The 14,421-nt window shown below is 72.0% G+C and carries 14 protein-coding genes; 11 read left to right on the top strand and 3 right to left on the bottom strand.

Annotated features, from left to right (window positions below):
• Nucleotides 1–20: 20 nt before the first annotated feature.
• Complete coding sequence (locus IE134_RS01300; RefSeq protein ID WP_030708929.1) at nucleotides 21–599, top strand: hypothetical protein; 579 nt, start codon at nucleotides 21–23, stop codon at nucleotides 597–599.
• Between the two features lie 103 nt (nucleotides 600–702).
• On the opposite strand, the gene IE134_RS01295 is transcribed toward IE134_RS01300, so the two are convergent.
• The gene (locus IE134_RS01295; RefSeq protein WP_098020057.1) at nucleotides 703–1,215 is read right to left on the bottom strand and encodes a universal stress protein; all 513 of its coding nucleotides are present in this window, start codon (nucleotides 1,213–1,215) and stop codon (nucleotides 703–705) included.
• A gap of 225 nt (nucleotides 1,216–1,440) precedes the next feature.
• On the opposite strand from IE134_RS01295, the gene IE134_RS01290 reads away from it, so the two are divergent.
• The 8 genes from IE134_RS01290 (at nucleotide 1,441) to IE134_RS01255 (ending at nucleotide 10,541) form a co-directional block, all read left to right on the top strand.
• Nucleotides 1,441–1,776 (top strand): SAV_915 family protein, encoded by a 336-nt coding sequence (locus IE134_RS01290; protein ID WP_097947441.1) that lies wholly within the window; start codon nucleotides 1,441–1,443, stop codon nucleotides 1,774–1,776.
• Nucleotides 1,777–1,814: 38 nt separating this feature from the next.
• Nucleotides 1,815–3,149 (top strand): diaminopimelate decarboxylase, encoded by a 1,335-nt coding sequence (gene lysA / locus IE134_RS01285; protein ID WP_098894989.1) that lies wholly within the window; start codon nucleotides 1,815–1,817, stop codon nucleotides 3,147–3,149.
• 555 nt (nucleotides 3,150–3,704) lie between these two features.
• Nucleotides 3,705–3,794 (top strand): K(+)-transporting ATPase subunit F, encoded by a 90-nt coding sequence (gene kdpF / locus IE134_RS01280; protein ID WP_010058599.1) that lies wholly within the window; start codon nucleotides 3,705–3,707, stop codon nucleotides 3,792–3,794.
• A gap of 8 nt (nucleotides 3,795–3,802) precedes the next feature.
• On the top strand, nucleotides 3,803–5,467 hold the full coding sequence (kdpA, locus tag IE134_RS01275; RefSeq protein ID WP_098020054.1) for a potassium-transporting ATPase subunit KdpA: 1,665 nt from the start codon (nucleotides 3,803–3,805) through the stop codon (nucleotides 5,465–5,467).
• Nucleotides 5,464–7,593 carry a potassium-transporting ATPase subunit KdpB gene (gene kdpB / locus IE134_RS01270; protein ID WP_098020053.1) on the top strand — a complete coding sequence of 710 codons (2,130 nt, stop codon included), beginning with the start codon at nucleotides 5,464–5,466 and terminating at the stop codon, nucleotides 7,591–7,593. Before kdpA ends, kdpB begins: the two co-directional genes overlap by 4 nt.
• Before the next feature lie 6 nt (nucleotides 7,594–7,599).
• Complete coding sequence (locus IE134_RS01265; protein WP_098894991.1) at nucleotides 7,600–8,268, top strand: potassium-transporting ATPase subunit C; 669 nt, start codon at nucleotides 7,600–7,602, stop codon at nucleotides 8,266–8,268.
• Nucleotides 8,269–8,628: 360 nt separating this feature from the next.
• Nucleotides 8,629–9,396 carry an RNA polymerase sigma factor gene (locus tag IE134_RS01260; protein ID WP_030722888.1) on the top strand — a complete coding sequence of 256 codons (768 nt, stop codon included), beginning with the start codon at nucleotides 8,629–8,631 and terminating at the stop codon, nucleotides 9,394–9,396.
• Nucleotides 9,396–10,541 carry a hypothetical protein gene (locus IE134_RS01255; RefSeq protein WP_189429388.1) on the top strand — a complete coding sequence of 382 codons (1,146 nt, stop codon included), beginning with the start codon at nucleotides 9,396–9,398 and terminating at the stop codon, nucleotides 10,539–10,541. The genes IE134_RS01260 and IE134_RS01255 overlap by 1 nt, the downstream gene beginning before the upstream one ends.
• A gap of 214 nt (nucleotides 10,542–10,755) precedes the next feature.
• Here IE134_RS01255 and IE134_RS01250 read toward each other — a convergent pair whose 3' ends face one another.
• Nucleotides 10,756–11,844 carry a L,D-transpeptidase family protein gene (locus IE134_RS01250; protein ID WP_189429387.1) on the bottom strand — a complete coding sequence of 363 codons (1,089 nt, stop codon included), beginning with the start codon at nucleotides 11,842–11,844 and terminating at the stop codon, nucleotides 10,756–10,758.
• 252 nt (nucleotides 11,845–12,096) lie between these two features.
• Here IE134_RS01250 and leuE point away from each other — a divergent pair, with 252 nt between their 5' ends.
• On the top strand, nucleotides 12,097–12,783 hold the full coding sequence (gene leuE, locus IE134_RS01245) for a leucine efflux protein LeuE (protein ID WP_030722897.1): 687 nt from the start codon (nucleotides 12,097–12,099) through the stop codon (nucleotides 12,781–12,783).
• Nucleotides 12,784–12,800: 17 nt separating this feature from the next.
• On the opposite strand, the gene IE134_RS01240 is transcribed toward leuE, so the two are convergent.
• The gene (locus IE134_RS01240) at nucleotides 12,801–13,262 is read right to left on the bottom strand and encodes a MarR family winged helix-turn-helix transcriptional regulator (RefSeq protein ID WP_030722900.1); all 462 of its coding nucleotides are present in this window, start codon (nucleotides 13,260–13,262) and stop codon (nucleotides 12,801–12,803) included.
• 191 nt (nucleotides 13,263–13,453) lie between these two features.
• Between IE134_RS01240 and IE134_RS01235 the strand changes: the two genes are divergently transcribed.
• Nucleotides 13,454–14,419, top strand: coding sequence for a glycosyltransferase family 2 protein (locus IE134_RS01235; protein ID WP_030722903.1), 966 nt, complete (start codon nucleotides 13,454–13,456; stop codon nucleotides 14,417–14,419).
• Nucleotides 14,420–14,421: the final 2 nt, after the last annotated feature.

Raw genomic sequence — 14,421 nt, 5'->3', positions numbered from 1 at the left:
GTAGACCGAGGGAGACGTCGATGAGTCTGCTGGAACTGATCGGACGGGCCGACGAGCGCACGCTGGCCGCCGGTGCCGTGGCCTGCCTGGAACGCTGCCTGCCGCTGCTCGCGGGGCCGGAGGCGGAGCCCTTGCGCCCGCTCTGGGCGAGCTGCGAGAACGGACAGGATTGGGCCATCCGGCTCGCGGCGGTGCGTACGGAGATGGAACAGGCGTCGGTCTCCGACGGCCCGGCCGCGCTCGTCCGGGCCATGCTCGGCGCGGCCCCCTCCGACTTCGCCGCCGTACCGCTGCGGGAGTGGGCCGACGCCTGCTCGCTGGTCGCGCTCCGGGTCCACGGCCGGTTCGACGCCCCGGACGGGGAGGTGCCGGCGGACGAGGAGGACCTGCTCAAGGCGGCCCGCAGCGGTGAGCCCGCCGCCGTGGGCCCGCTGGTCGCGGGGGAGCTGGAACGGCAGGTCCGGATCCTGGAGATCCTCGCGGAGACCACCGGCACGGCGGGCAGCGGCGCCGGCCTCCGCAAGGCGCTGGACCTGTCCACGGAGGGCCGCCGGGTCCTGCGCGCGGTGATGTCACGGCGGGCCAGGGGCCGGGGCTGAGGGGCACGGCAGGGTCTTTACGCCCTGGTGCGCGGACAGTGAGCAGGTCACCCTGACGGTCCGGGACACGGGAGATCACCTGCGAAGGCCGAAAGACACCCGGTCACCGTTTACGCGCCCTGGGCAGGTGCGACAGGGACCAGGGGGCGTTGTGCAGCGCGGCGAGTTCGGCTTCGAGGGGGTTCGGGGGGACCGCGAGCACGGGGCAGTGGGCGTGGGCCAGGCAGTAGCGGGTCACCGAAGGTCTCAGCCGGGGGAGCCGTCGGCCGCGGGGGCCCGAGCCGACGACCAGGAGGTCGGCGGCCGAACCGGCCGCCTCGACCAGCACCGCCCCGGGCTCGCCGCGCACGGTCAGCCCGGACAGGGGGACGCCCGGCCGCTCCACGGCGAACGCGCTGTCGAGGATGGTGCGGAGGTCGTCGACGGCGGCTTCCCGGCACTCCCGGAGCACGGCCGGGCCGTAGGTGGTCCGGCCGCCCAGTCCGCCGCCGGGCAGCTGCCAGGCCAGCACGACGTGCAGGTCCGCATGGCGTTCCCGCGCCTCGGTGGCGGCCCGGTGCAGGGCTGCCAGGCTCCCCGGGGAGCCGTCCACGCCGACCACGATTCTCTGCCGCACTGCCTGGGCCTCCCGCCTCGTCCTGTTCCGGAATCCCCCATCAGTTCCGTTCCGGAATGCCATTGAAGGGCGGGCGGGGAGGGGATGGGCGTCAGCGATCCGTATGGACTGGGCGGTGGCTGTCAAAGTCGCGTCAGGCGGCAGGGCCGGGCGGTCCGGGGCGGGCATAGCTTCGACGTCACGCGGCCCGGCGAGGGCCGGTCGCGACCGACCCGGAGGAATCCCATGTGTCTCTTCTCGTACGCCGAGGACCCCGACCCCGATGAACAGGCCCCGGCCGGGCTGCTGTTCGTGCCCGTCCGGCCGGAAGCGGCGGGCCCCGTGCTGCGGGTGTTCCGTACGCCGCTGGGGGAGCGCACCGCTGTCGGCTTCAGCCGCCGGGATCTGCTGACCGCGACGCTGGGCGCCGGTCAGCCCGCGATCCCGCTCGCCGAACCGGCTCTGCGCGCGCTCACGGAACCCCTCGGCATCGACCGGCTCGTCGTCGACCCGGTCCTGACGGCCCCGGCCGTCATCACGAAGCCGGTGTACGCGGCCGACGTGCCCGCCCGCGCGCTGTGACCGCGCTCCTTGCCCACGCCTCCCGAGGAGACGCCCCCATGTCCGCACCCCTGCTCACCGAACTGCCCGCCGGGCCGGACGACCTGACGGTATGGCCGGCTTCCACCGCCCGTCTGCCGCAGGGACATCTGAGCGTCGGCGGAGTCTCCCTCGCCGAGCTGGCCGACCGCTTCGGCACCCCCGCCTACGTCCTGGACGAGGACGAGATACGCGCCCGGTGCCGGACGTACCGGGCGGCCTTCCCGCAGGCCGACGTGGTCTACGCGGCCAAGGCGTTCCTGTCCCGGGCGATGGTGCGGTGGATCGAGGAGGAGGGGCTCGGGCTGGACGTCTGCTCCGCCGGGGAACTCGAACTCGCCCACGCCGCCGGGTTCCCGCCGGAGCGGATGGTGCTGCACGGCAACGCGAAGTCCCCGCGCGACATCGAACTGGCCCTGCGGGTCGGAGTCGGGCGGATCGTCGTCGACAGCCCCTCGGAGATCGCCCGGATCGCCGCGCTGACCGGCCCGGCCGGCCGGCAGAAGGTCATGGTGCGGGTCGTGCCCGGGGTGTCGGCCGGGGGCCACGAGAAGATCCGTACCGGCACGGACGGCCAGAAGTTCGGCCTGTCCCTCACCGACGGGTCCGCCCAGCACGCCATCGCCCGGGTGCTCGGCCAGCCGCAGCTCGAACTGACCGGACTGCACTGCCACATCGGCTCCCAGATCACCGACGTCAAGCCGTACCTGGTGGCCGTACGGCGCATGGTCGGACTGATGGCCCGGATCAAGGAGAGCCACGGCGTCACCCTCCCCGAACTCGACCTCGGCGGCGGGCACGGCGTCGCCTACCGGCCGGGGGAGCCCGCGCTCGACCTGACCGCTCTCGCCCGCCGCCTGACCGCGGAACTCACCGTGAGCTGCGCGGCCGCGAGACTGCCCGTGCCGAGGCTGGCCATCGAACCCGGGCGGGCGATCGCGGCTCCGGCGGGAGTGGCGCTGTACCGGGTCCTCGCCGTCAAGCACTCCGGCCCGACGCTGTTCGTCGCCGTCGACGGCGGCATGAGCGACAACCCCCGGCCCGCCCTGTACGGGGCCCGGTACGCACCCCGCCCGATCGGCCGCGCCAGCACGGCCGGACCGGTCCCGGCCTCGGTGGTGGGCCGGCACTGCGAGGCCGGAGACGTCATCGCGAGCGATGTCCTCCTGCCCGCTGACGTACGCCCGGGCGACCTCATCGCGGTGCCGGTGGCGGGCGCGTACCAGGCGTCCATGGCCTCCGCCTACAACCTCGTCGGCAGGCCGCCGGTCATCGCGGTGCACCGCGGCACGGCACGGCTGCTGATCCGACGCGAGACGCAGGAGGACCTCAGCCGGCGGGACGTCGGCGCGTAGGGGGCTCCGGGGCTCCGGGGACCCAGGGCCCCAGAAGCCCCGGATCCCCGGGGTCCGGAAGTCGAGACGGGCGGTGCCTTCGGCCCGGTCGACGTGCTGCCCGCCGTCCTGTGTATCGGCTGTATCGGCGTCTTCCGCTCGACGGCGGTCGATCCCGGACTCGACGCGGTGATGCACCGCTCCGCCCTCGTCGTCGCGTGGTTCCAGGACACCGCGTCGTGCCGTCGGGCGAGGACGCCGACCCCGCGCTGCGCGGGATCGACTGGGACGCGCTGGCCCTGGACCACGAGCTGTAGCGACACGGCCGCCCGCCCGGCGGCGTAAGGCGCGCGTCAAGCGGACGTCAGACAGTCGTCAAGGGCGGCGCCGCATTCATATGGACCCCGTCAAGGCGGCTTATCCCCGGGGTGAAGTCGAGGTTTGCTCGTATCGGCCGAACGGCTGATTCTCTTCCTCGCATCCTCAGGAGTCCACGATGGCCGACCTGGCCTTCGTCGCCACCACGATCGCGGTATTCGCGCTGGTGGCTCTCATCGCCCGGGCGGTGACCAGACCATGACCGCCGAAAACATCGTCGGCCTTGTCGTGGCCGTGTCCCTGCTCGGATATCTCGTCCTGGCTCTCCTGTATCCGGAGAGGTTCTGAGCACCGACATGAGCCCCCAGGCCGCTGGACTTCTCCAGCTCACAGCTCTGATAGCCGCCCTCGCCCTGGCCTACCGCCCGCTGGGCGACTACATGGCCAAGGTCTACTCCTCCGAGAAGAACTACGCACCGGAGAAGTGGATATACAAGGTCATCGGCGCCAATCCGGCCGCCGAAATGCGCTGGCCCGCCTATCTGCGCGCCGTGCTCGCCTTTTCGGCGGTGAGCGTTCTCTTTCTCTATCTGCTGCAACGGATACAGGGTTCGCTGCCCGGTTCGCTCGGCTTTTCCTCGATCGACCCGGACCAGGCGTTCAACACCGCCGCTTCCTTCGTCGCCAATACCAACTGGCAGTCGTACTACGGCGAACAGGCCATGGGCCACGTCGTACAGACCGGCGGCCTCGCGGTCCAGAACTTCCTGTCCGCGGCGGTCGGCATGGCCGTGGCGGTGGCCCTCGTACGGGGCTTCGCCCGCTCCCGTACCGGTGAACTCGGCAACTTCTGGGCCGACCTCGTCCGCGGCACCGTCCGTATCCTCGTCCCGATCTCGGTGATCGGCGCGATCGTCCTGGTCGCCTGCGGGGCGATCCAGAACTTCTCGGGCATCCACCAGGTCGGCCAGTTCATGGGCGGCACGCAGGAGTGGAACGGCGGCGCGGTCGCCTCCCAGGAGGCCATCAAGGAGCTGGGCACCAACGGCGGCGGCTACTTCAACGCCAACTCCGCCCACCCCTTCGAGAACCCGAACCCCCTTTCCAACCTCTTCGAGATCTTCCTCATCCTGCTGATCCCGTTCGCGCTGACGCGGACCTTCGGCCGCATGGTCGGCTCGCTGCGGCAGGGGTACGCGATCCTCGGCGCGATGGCCGTCATCTGGATCGGCTTCACCGCTCTGATGATGTGGACCGAGTTCGCCCACCGGGGCCCGGCGTTCGAGATCGCGGGCGGGGCCATGGAGGGCAAGGAGACGCGCTTCGGCATCGCCGGCTCGTCGATCTTCGCGGTCGCCACGACGCTGACCTCGACCGGCGCGGTGAACTCCTTCCACTCCTCGTACACCGGCTTCGGCGGCGGCATCACGATGCTCGGCATGCAGCTCGGCGAGATCGCGCCAGGCGGCGTCGGCTCCGGCCTGTACGGCATGCTGATCATGGCGGTCATCGCGGTGTTCCTCGCCGGGCTGATGGTCGGACGCACCCCGGAGTACCTCGGCAAGAAGATCGGCACCCGCCAGATCAAGCTCGCCGCCTGCTACATCCTCGTCACCCCGGCGCTCGTGCTCGGCTTCACCGCGGTCGCGCTGGCCCTGCCGACCCCCGCCGACTCGATGACCAACTCCGGCGCGCACGGCTTCTCCGAGATCCTGTACGCCTACACCTCCGGCGCCAACAACAACGGCTCCGCCTTCGCCGGGCTCAACGCCGACACCCAGTGGTTCAACACGACCATCGGCATCGCGATGCTGCTCGGCCGGTTCGTGCCGATGGTGTTCGTCCTCGCCCTGGCCGGTTCGCTCGCCGAGCAGAAGCCCGTACCGGAGACCGCGGGCACGCTGCGCACCGACAAACCCCTCTACGCGGGGCTGCTCGTCGGCACGATCCTCATCATCACCGGACTCACCTACTTCCCGGCCCTGGCGCTGGGTCCGCTCGCCGAAGGGCTCGCCTCATGAGCACCGTCACCCCCACCCCCACGCGCGCTCCGCACGGAGACCTGCCGCCGGCCGGCGGCCAGGCGACCGGCAACCGGGTCGGCAGCGGGCTCTTCGACCCGCAGCAGCTCCTGAAGTCGTTCCCGGACGCGCTGCGCAAGCTCGACCCGCGCGTGATGGTGAAGTCCCCGGTGATGTTCGTCGTGCTGGTCGGCTCGGTGGTCACCACCGCGCTCGCGCTCACCGACCCGACCGACTGGTTCGGCTGGGCGATCACTGCCTGGCTCTGGCTGACCACCATCTTCGCCAACCTCGCCGAGGCGGTCGCCGAGGGCCGGGGCAAGGCGCAGGCCGACACCTTGCGCAAGGCCAAGACCGACACCGTCGCCCGCCGCCTCGTCGGAGGAAAGCTCGCCGGAGGCCAGGAGGAACGGGTCGCCGGAACGGACCTGCGTATCGGCGACCTGGTGGTCTGCGAGGCCGGTGACGTCGTCCCCGGCGACGGGGACGTGGTCGAAGGCGTCGCCTCGGTCGACGAGTCCGCGATCACCGGCGAATCGGCGCCGGTCATCCGGGAGTCCGGCGGCGACCGCTCGGCCGTCACCGGCGGTACGAAGGTGCTGTCCGACCGCGTCGTCATCAGGATCACCACCAAGCCGGGCGAGACCTTCATCGACCGGATGATCGGCCTGGTCGAGGGTGCCGCCCGGCAGAAGACGCCCAACGAGATCGCCCTGAACATCCTGCTGGCGTCCCTCACGATCGTCTTCCTGCTGGCCGTGGTCACCCTGAAGCCGTTCGCGATCTACGCGGGCGCCGACGACCAGACCTCACTGATCGTGCTGGCTGCCCTGCTCGTCTGCCTGATCCCCACCACGATCGGGGCGCTGCTGTCCGCGATCGGGATCGCCGGGATGGACCGGCTCGTCCAGCGCAACGTCCTGGCCATGTCGGGCCGCGCGGTCGAGGCGGCGGGCGACGTCTCCACCCTGCTGCTCGACAAGACCGGCACGATCACCCTCGGCAACCGCCAGGCGGCCGCGTTCGTCCCGGTCGAGGGCGTGACGGAAGCGGACCTCGCCGACGCCGCCCAGCTCTCCTCGCTCGCCGACGAGACCCCGGAGGGCCGGTCGATCGTGGTGCTCGCCAAGGAGACGTACGGGCTGCGGGAGCGGAACCAGGGCGAGCTGACGGGCGCCGCGTGGGTGGAGTTCACCGCGCAGACCCGGATGTCGGGCGTCGACCTGGACGGCCGGAAGGTCCGCAAGGGCGCGACCGGTTCGGTCCTCGCCTGGGTGAAGGAGCGGGGCGGCCGGGTCCCCGAGGACGCGGCGGCGCTCACGGACGGGATCGCCCAGGCCGGCGGCACACCGCTGCTGGTGGCCGCGGAGGACACGGCCGGCGCCCGGGTCCTCGGAGTCATCCACCTCAAGGACGTGGTGAAGGAGGGCATGCGGGAGCGGTTCGAGGAACTGCGCCGGATGGGCATCCGTACGGTCATGATCACGGGCGACAACCCGCTGACCGCGAAGGCGATCGCCGAGGAGGCGGGGGTCGACGACTTCCTGGCCGAGGCGACGCCCGAGGACAAGATGGCCCTCATCAAGCGGGAACAGGCCGGCGGCAAGCTCGTCGCGATGACCGGCGACGGCACGAACGACGCCCCCGCCCTGGCCCAGGCCGACGTCGGCGTCGCGATGAACACCGGAACCTCGGCCGCCAAGGAGGCCGGGAACATGGTGGACCTCGACTCCAACCCCACCAAACTCATCGAGATCGTCGAGATCGGGAAACAGCTCCTCATCACCCGGGGAGCCCTCACCACCTTCTCCATCGCCAACGACGTCGCGAAGTACTTCGCGATCATCCCCGCCATGTTCGCCGTGGCGTACCCGTCGCTGGACAAGCTGAACATCATGGGCCTGACCTCGCCCGAGTCCGCGATCCTCTCCGCCGTCATCTTCAACGCGCTGATCATCGTCGCCCTGGTACCGCTCGCCCTCAAGGGCGTGCGCTACCGCCCCGCGAGCGCCGACCGGATGCTGCGCCGCAACCTCGGCCTGTACGGACTCGGCGGCCTCGTCGCCCCGTTCATCGGCATCAAGCTCATCGACCTGCTCCTGACCCTCATCCCCGGAATCGGCTGATCCGCCATGACCAACAACACCGTCAGCAGCACCGCCCGCGTCCTCGGCGCAGGCCTGCGAGCCCTGCTCGTCCTCACCCTGGTGTGCGGGGTCATCTACCCCCTGGCCGTCACCGGCGCCGCCCAGGCCCTGTTCAGCGACCAGGCCAACGGCTCCGAGACCAAGGACGTGAATGGGCAGGTCGTGGGCTCCTCACTGATCGGCCAGCGGTACGACCTCCCGCCGAAGAAGGGCGAAACGTCACCGACCCCCGACCTGAGGTGGTTCCAGCCCCGCCCCTCCAACGGCCTCGGCACCAACAGCGTCAACACCCAGTACTCCCTGCTCCTCTCCGGCGCCACCAACCGCTCCGGCGACAACGAGGAACTGGTCCAGTGGGTGAAGGACGCCAAGGCAGCCGTGGTGAAGGACAACTCGACCGCGACGCACAAGGTGAACCCCGCCGACGTCCCGCCCGACGCCGTCACCTCCTCCGGCTCCGGCCTGGACCCGCACATCTCACCGGCGTACGCCGAACTCCAGGCCCACCGGGTCGCCGAGAAGAACGGCCTCGACGTGAAGAAGGTCGAGAGCCTGGTCGCGGACCACACGACGGACCGGCTGCTCGGCTTCATGGGCGAGCCCCGGGTGAACGTCCTGGAGCTGAACACGGCGCTCAGGGATCTGACCCGCTAGGGGATCCGGGCCGGGGGCGGACTCGGGAGTGACTCACATCACCGTTCACTGTCGCGAGGCCTGTGCCTGCCGCACAGGCGCAGTGCCTGGCCGGAACGGCTGTGAAGAGGAGCGACGACCGGGGCCGCCACCCCCCACAGGAGAGGCCCCGGCCGTCTTCCACGGGGTCGCAGCACGACCCCGTACTCATCTCAGCGCCATGACTGCGTTTTCTGTCACACCGGAAGCACGGCCGTCGAATTGTTGCGAGTTGTACAAGTCATGGACGTGGCCCCCACCGAGCACGTAGCGTGCTGGTTCGCGCAGGGTTGCGCAGCAGTTGACCAGCTGCGATTCAGGACGGCAGGGCGGGTTGAGGGAGTGCTGGGGGACGACGCGGAGCTGACTGCCGCGGTGCTCGCGGCACAGGACGGGGACGAGGACGCCTTCCGTGCTGTGTACCGCGCGGTGCACCCACGGTTGTTGGGCTACATACGGACGCTGGTCGGAGAGCCGGACGCCGAGGACGTGGCGTCCGAGGCGTGGCTCCAGATAGCGCGCGACCTCGACCGGTTCAGCGGTGACGCCGACCGGTTCCGGGGGTGGGCCGCGCGGATCGCGCGCAACCGCTCTCTGGACCATCTGCGGATGCGCAGCCGCCGTCCCGCCATCGGCGGCGACGAGACCGAGCTGACCACGCGCGCCGCCGAGTCCGACACCGCGGGCGACGCCATCGAGGCCCTGGACACCGACCGCACCATGTCCCTCATCGCCCAGCTGCCGCAGGACCAGGCCGAGGCCGTCGTGCTGCGGGTGGTCGTCGGGCTCGACGCGAAGAGCGCGGCGCAGACCCTGGGCAAGCGGCCCGGCGCCGTCCGTACCGCCGCGCACCGCGGCCTCAAGCGACTGGCCGAACTCCTCGGCGCCGACGGGCAGCTCCCGGCGCCCCGGGCCGACGGGGACGGAGCGTTCGACCCGGACGGCACCGCGGACCGGCCCCCGGCCCAGGACGGCGGGAACGATGCGGGTGGCGGCACCGGGCTCGGGGCCGTGCCCTCCCAGCGGCCCGGACGAGGCGGTCCGGCGGCACCCGCCGTGGTCACTCCCGGTGTGACGCATTCGCGACCGTGGACGCAGAAGGACATGTGATGGCCGACGAGCACTACGAGTGGCTTGACAAGGACGCGGCGGAGAGACTTCTCCGCGGCGAACCTGTCGTCCCCGTCGGCGACAAGGCCCGGACCGACGCCCTCCGCCTCGCCGAAGCGCTCGGCGCGGCGCGCGAGGGGCTGCGGTCCCCGGCAGGCGAACTCCCCGGCGAGGACGCCGTCCTCGCCGCGTTCCGGCAGGCCCGCCACGGCAGCGGCGTGGACCGGCTCGCCGGCCGTGCCGCCGGTGCCGCCGTTCCCGGCCGCCCCGGCCAGCTGCACGCCGTCCAGCTCGGCTCCGCCCCCGACACCCCGGCCCGCCGCCCGCGCTGGAGCCGGCCGGTCCGCTTCGGCCTGGTCGCCTCGCTCGCGGGCTGCGCGCTCGGCGGGGTGGCGGTCGCCGCCGGTACGGGCGTGTTCACCGGAACCTTCGGCGGGCAGGGCTCGCCCGCGCCGGCCAGCTCCGTATCGGCCGCCGTGACCCCGGGCCCGTTGATGTCCAGCGGCTCCGTCGACGACCCGTCGGCCCCGGCGGACCCGTCCTCGCCCGCCGAGCCGGAGTCCGCCTCCTCGCCCACGGCCCGCGAGTCCGGCGGGCCCGAGGAGCCCGACGGCGCGCGGACCGGCGACACCGGCCGGGAGTCCGGCACGGGCCGCCCGGACACCCCGGACCGGCCCGGCGGCAACGGCCGGGAGGAGCCCACCGGGGGCGGCACCGGGCAGGACGACCGGCCCGGCGGTCCCGGCGGTGACACGGGCTCGGGGAACTGGTACGAGAAGTCCGTCAAGGCCTGCAAGGCCTTCCGCGCGGGCACGCTGGACGAGCGCAGCCGACGCCAGCTGATCGAGTTCGCCAAGGGCGAGAAGAACCTGGAGCGCTTCTGCGACCGCCTCCTCGACGGGAACGGCGGGAACGGCGGCAGCGGCGGGAACGGCGGCTCCGGTGGTTCCGGCGGCGGGGACGGCGACGACGATGACGACGGCGGTCAGAACGGTCCGGGTGGCGGCGGCTCGCTGCCGCCCGTCTCCTTCCACCCCGTACCGCGTTCCGCCGCGGCCCCGGAGGCCGGCGCCGGCGCAGGGGCGGACGCCGAGGTCCCGCCCCTCCCGAAGAGCAGCGGTGCGGCCACCGTACAGACCCGCTGACCTGCGCTTTCCGATCCCGTCCGACAGCCCGCGCGACCAGGTGTGACGTTTTTGGAGGGCCGGGCGCAGTACAGAGTGAGCCGACTGGTCATCGGCCGCGCGACGAGCCGGGGTTCCCCCCGTACCTTCGGCTCTGCGCATCGGCGCGGGCGGGACACGTTCCCCCGGTCCCGCCCGCGCCCTCTCCCTTCGTCCGTACCGGCCGAGCAGCTGGTCACCAGTAGACGACGACCTTGTCGCCGGTCCTCACCTGGTCGAACAGCGCCGCGACCTTCTTCTTGTCCCGTACGTTGACGCAGCCGTGCGAGGCGCCGCCGTAGCCGTTGGCCGCGAAGTCCGCGGAGTAGTGCACCGCCTGGCCGCCGCTGAAGAACAGGGCGTACGGCATCGGGGTGTCGTACAGCGTCGACACATGGTCCCGGGACTTCCAGAACACCTCGAACACGCCCTCGCGGGTGGGCGTGTACTCCGAGCCGAAGCGCACGTCCATCGCCGAGACGACCTTGCCGTCGATCATCCATGCCAGGGTCCGGCTGTTCTTGCTGATGCACAGGACCCGGCCCTTCAGGCACCGTTCGTCCGGCGCGGCCACCGGCCGCTCGGTCGGCGGCCGCAGTTCGGCGGCCTTCGGCACCCGGGTCATCGCCAGCAGCCGCTGCCACGTCACCTCGTCGGTGGAGCCCGTGACCGGCAGGCTCCGCTTGGCCTGGAACGACCGTACGGCGTCGGCGGTGACGGAGCCGTAGTAGCCGGTGGGGTTGCGCCCGAAGTGGCCGATCTGGCGCAGCCGGGCCTGGAGTTCACGCACCCGGTCGCTCTCGGACCCGGTCCGCATCAGGACGCGCGGCGGCGGTGCGGTGCTCGGTTCCGGGGCCGGGCGGGCGGTCGTCGGGGCCGGGGCGGGGGCAGGCGGGGCGGTGGACGCCGAGGGGCTGGGCGGTGGTGGTGCGGTACGCGGTTTCGCGTCGTCGGTCACGGGGGCGGTGCGGGTGGGGGAGGGGGCGGCGGCCTGCGTGGGCCGCACCGGAGGCGACGCGTCCTGCGCCCCCGTGGCCGTACCCGGTCCGCACCCCGTCGCGAGGGCGGCCAGTGCGACGAGGGACACTGCGGCGGCGCGACGGCCCGGTAGGGCGGTGCGACGGTCCGGGGCGGCGACTCGGCTGTCCGGTAGGGCGACTCGGCGGTCCGGGACGGCGACTCGGAGGTTCGGTATCGCGTCGGCCGCCTGCGCGCCGCGCGTGTCCCGCGCCCCGCGTTGGCCTCTCCCGCCCCGGCCGTCCCACCCGCTGTCCGTGTCCACCATGTTCGATCCCCCTGGGTCACCTGTCGGCCCGGTGCCTCCTGCATGGATGCTGTACGGATTCCCGTCCGGCCCGGTCAGCGAATCCTCCGCCGGACGGCGGCCGCGCGTCCAGACCCCCCGGGGTGCCGCCCGGTCGATCATGGCCGGTCCGGGCCGTCGGGACCGGCCCTCTTCCGCGCGGCCGCCGACGGCCCATATCGCCAGGTGAAACCCCCTGGACGGCGACCCGTACCGGCGTGCGACACTCCGTTCATGCTGGGTGTCACCGATCTTCCGACCTATCTCGCCGGCCTGGCGCTGATCGTCCTTCTGCCGGGTCCGAACTCGCTCTACGTGCTCTCCGTCGCCGCCCGACGCGGCGTACGCACCGGGTACAAAGCCGCCGCGGGCGTCTGGACCGGGGACACCGTCCTGATGACGCTCGCCGCACTGGGCGCCGCGTCCCTGCTGACGACCACGCCCCTGCTCTTCGCGATCGTCAAGTACGCGGGTGCGGCCTATCTGACCTGGATGGCCATCGGGATGCTGCGGGCCGCTGTGGCCCTGTGGCGCGAGCGGCACCGGCGTACCGCCGAACTCGTCGAGACGGTCGAGGCGGAGGGGGCCGCCGAGGCTTCCGGAGCGGCGGCGGGGCCCGTGGAGCGGCCCTACCGCCGGGCGCTCGTGGTCAGCCTGATCAACCCGAAGGCGATCCTGTTCCTGATCTCCTTCTTCGTCCAGTTCGTCGACCCCGGCTACGCCTACCCGGCGCTGTCGTTCCTGGTGCTGGGCACCCTGCTCCAGCTCGCCAGCTTCGCCTACCTCTCGGTGCTGATCTTCGGCGGCACCCGGCTGGCCGCCGTCTTCCGCCGGCGCAAGCGGCTGTCGGCGGGAGCCACTTCGGCGGCCGGTGTGCTGTTCCTCGGGTTCGCCGCGAAGCTCTCGCTCAGCAGCGTGTAGCCCGGGGGCCGCCCGCCTCAGTGGTGCCAGGCCTTCCCCCCGACGTTGTGGATCATCCGCTGCAGCACCTTCAGCGCGGCGACGAACTCCGCCTCGGGGATGCCCTCGTGGATCTCCGCGCTCGCCCGGGTCACCCGGGCGAGCGCCTTCTCGCGCAGCTCCCGTCCTTCGGGGGTCAGCCGCAGCCGGGACCCCGAGTCCTCGGTGGCCAGCCTCCGCTCCAGTACGGCGTCCACGGCCTCCTCCATGCCGTCGGTCCCGGTGTCGAGATAGCCGCTGAGCATGGTGACCAGCTCGGCCCGGTCCCGTCCCGCCTCGCCCGCCTCCTCCAGTTGGTTGAGCACCCACCAAGGGGGCTGGGTGAGTCCGTGCTCGGCCAGCGCGGAGCGGATGTGGGTGACCGTTGCCTCGTGGGCGGCCCAGCTCCAGTAGCCGATCGGCTGGCGGGCGAGTCCTGCGTCGTCGTGTGAGTAGTCCATGCCTCGAAACGTAGGACCGCAAGCGAAGTTGAGGTCAAGCCCTTGCGCGATGTTCCCCGTTTCCCGTCCCCCGATGCGTGCCCGGCCATCGGGCGGACGCGCAGAGTTCACCCGCTGTCGTGGCGGGTGTCACCCGATCCTTCCGCGGTCTCACTACGTTGTCGGGACCATGATCGAAGGTGAGGGCGCGCGTGCCGAAACTGTCCGTTGTCGTACCGCTCCACAATGTCGCGGCCTACGCCCCGACCACGCTGGGGAGTCTGGCCCGCAACGCGGACCCGGACATCGAGTTCCTGCTGGTCGATGACGCGTCCGGCGACGGCACGCAGGACATCGTCGACCACTGGGCCGAGCGGCTGCCGCGCGCCCGGGTGATCAGACACGGTACGAACGTCGGCATCGCGGCCGCCCGCAACAGCGGCATCGACGCCGCCGAGGGTGACTACCTCACCTTCCTCGACGGCGACGACTGGTACGCCCCCGGCCACCTGGGCCGGCTGCTGCGCGCCGCCCAGGACCTCGACTGCGACTTCGCCCGCACCGACCACGTCCAGTCCACCGGCACCACCCGCGTCGTGCGGCGTGCCCCCGCCCCGCTGCGGGACACCCTGCTCGACCCCCGCGACGGCATCGGGGTGCCCGAGCGCGAGACCATGGTCGACTACCCGTTCGTCTGGGCCGGGATCTACCACCGGCGGCTCTTCGCGGACGGCGCCCAGCGCTTCGCCACCGAACTGCGCACCGCCGAGGACCGGCTGTGGATCTGGCAGCTCCATCTGCGCGCCCGCACCTACGCCGCGCTCGGTCTGTACGGCATCTTCTACCGGCGCGGGGTCACCACCTCCCTGACCCAGATCAAGGACGCCCGCCAGCTCGACTTCTTCGCCTCCTACGACACGCTGCTCGACCAGCTGCGCGCCGACCGGGACGCGGACACCCTGCTGCCGAAGGCCGTCCGTACCTACTGCGCGATGATCGCCTTCCACAACGAGAAGGCCGACGACTACGAGCCCGCCACCGCCCGGAAGCTGCGCGCCGAGTCCACCGCCGCGCTGGGCCGGATGCCGCAGGACGTGCTCGACCGCACCCTGACGATGATCGACGACAAGCGCGGCACGCTGCTCAGCCGTCTGCGCACCAAGCAGAAGGCCGCCTGACC

Source organism: Streptomyces rubiginosohelvolus, from assembly GCF_014649875.1.
Lineage (GTDB): Bacteria > Actinomycetota > Actinomycetes > Streptomycetales > Streptomycetaceae > Streptomyces > Streptomyces rubiginosohelvolus.
This window is presented reverse-complemented; position numbering and strand designations above follow the sequence as displayed.

What these genes read in the sequence shown, in the direction of transcription:
- IE134_RS01265 (WP_098894991.1), top strand. Translation starts at nt 7,600, where the DNA reads ATGACCAACAACACCGTCAGCAGCACCGCCCGCGTCCTCGGCGCAGGC.
- leuE (WP_030722897.1), top strand. Translation starts at nt 12,097, where the DNA reads ATGCTGGGTGTCACCGATCTTCCGACCTATCTCGCCGGCCTGGCGCTG.
- kdpA (WP_098020054.1), top strand. Translation starts at nt 3,803, where the DNA reads ATGAGCCCCCAGGCCGCTGGACTTCTCCAGCTCACAGCTCTGATAGCC.
- IE134_RS01290 (WP_097947441.1), top strand. Translation starts at nt 1,441, where the DNA reads ATGTGTCTCTTCTCGTACGCCGAGGACCCCGACCCCGATGAACAGGCC.
- IE134_RS01240 (WP_030722900.1), bottom strand. Translation starts at nt 13,262, where the DNA reads ATGGACTACTCACACGACGACGCAGGACTCGCCCGCCAGCCGATCGGC.
- IE134_RS01300 (WP_030708929.1), top strand. Translation starts at nt 21, where the DNA reads ATGAGTCTGCTGGAACTGATCGGACGGGCCGACGAGCGCACGCTGGCC.
- lysA (WP_098894989.1), top strand. Translation starts at nt 1,815, where the DNA reads ATGTCCGCACCCCTGCTCACCGAACTGCCCGCCGGGCCGGACGACCTG.
- IE134_RS01250 (WP_189429387.1), bottom strand. Translation starts at nt 11,844, where the DNA reads ATGGTGGACACGGACAGCGGGTGGGACGGCCGGGGCGGGAGAGGCCAA.
- kdpF (WP_010058599.1), top strand. Translation starts at nt 3,705, where the DNA reads ATGACCGCCGAAAACATCGTCGGCCTTGTCGTGGCCGTGTCCCTGCTC.
- kdpB (WP_098020053.1), top strand. Translation starts at nt 5,464, where the DNA reads ATGAGCACCGTCACCCCCACCCCCACGCGCGCTCCGCACGGAGACCTG.
- IE134_RS01255 (WP_189429388.1), top strand. Translation starts at nt 9,396, where the DNA reads ATGGCCGACGAGCACTACGAGTGGCTTGACAAGGACGCGGCGGAGAGA.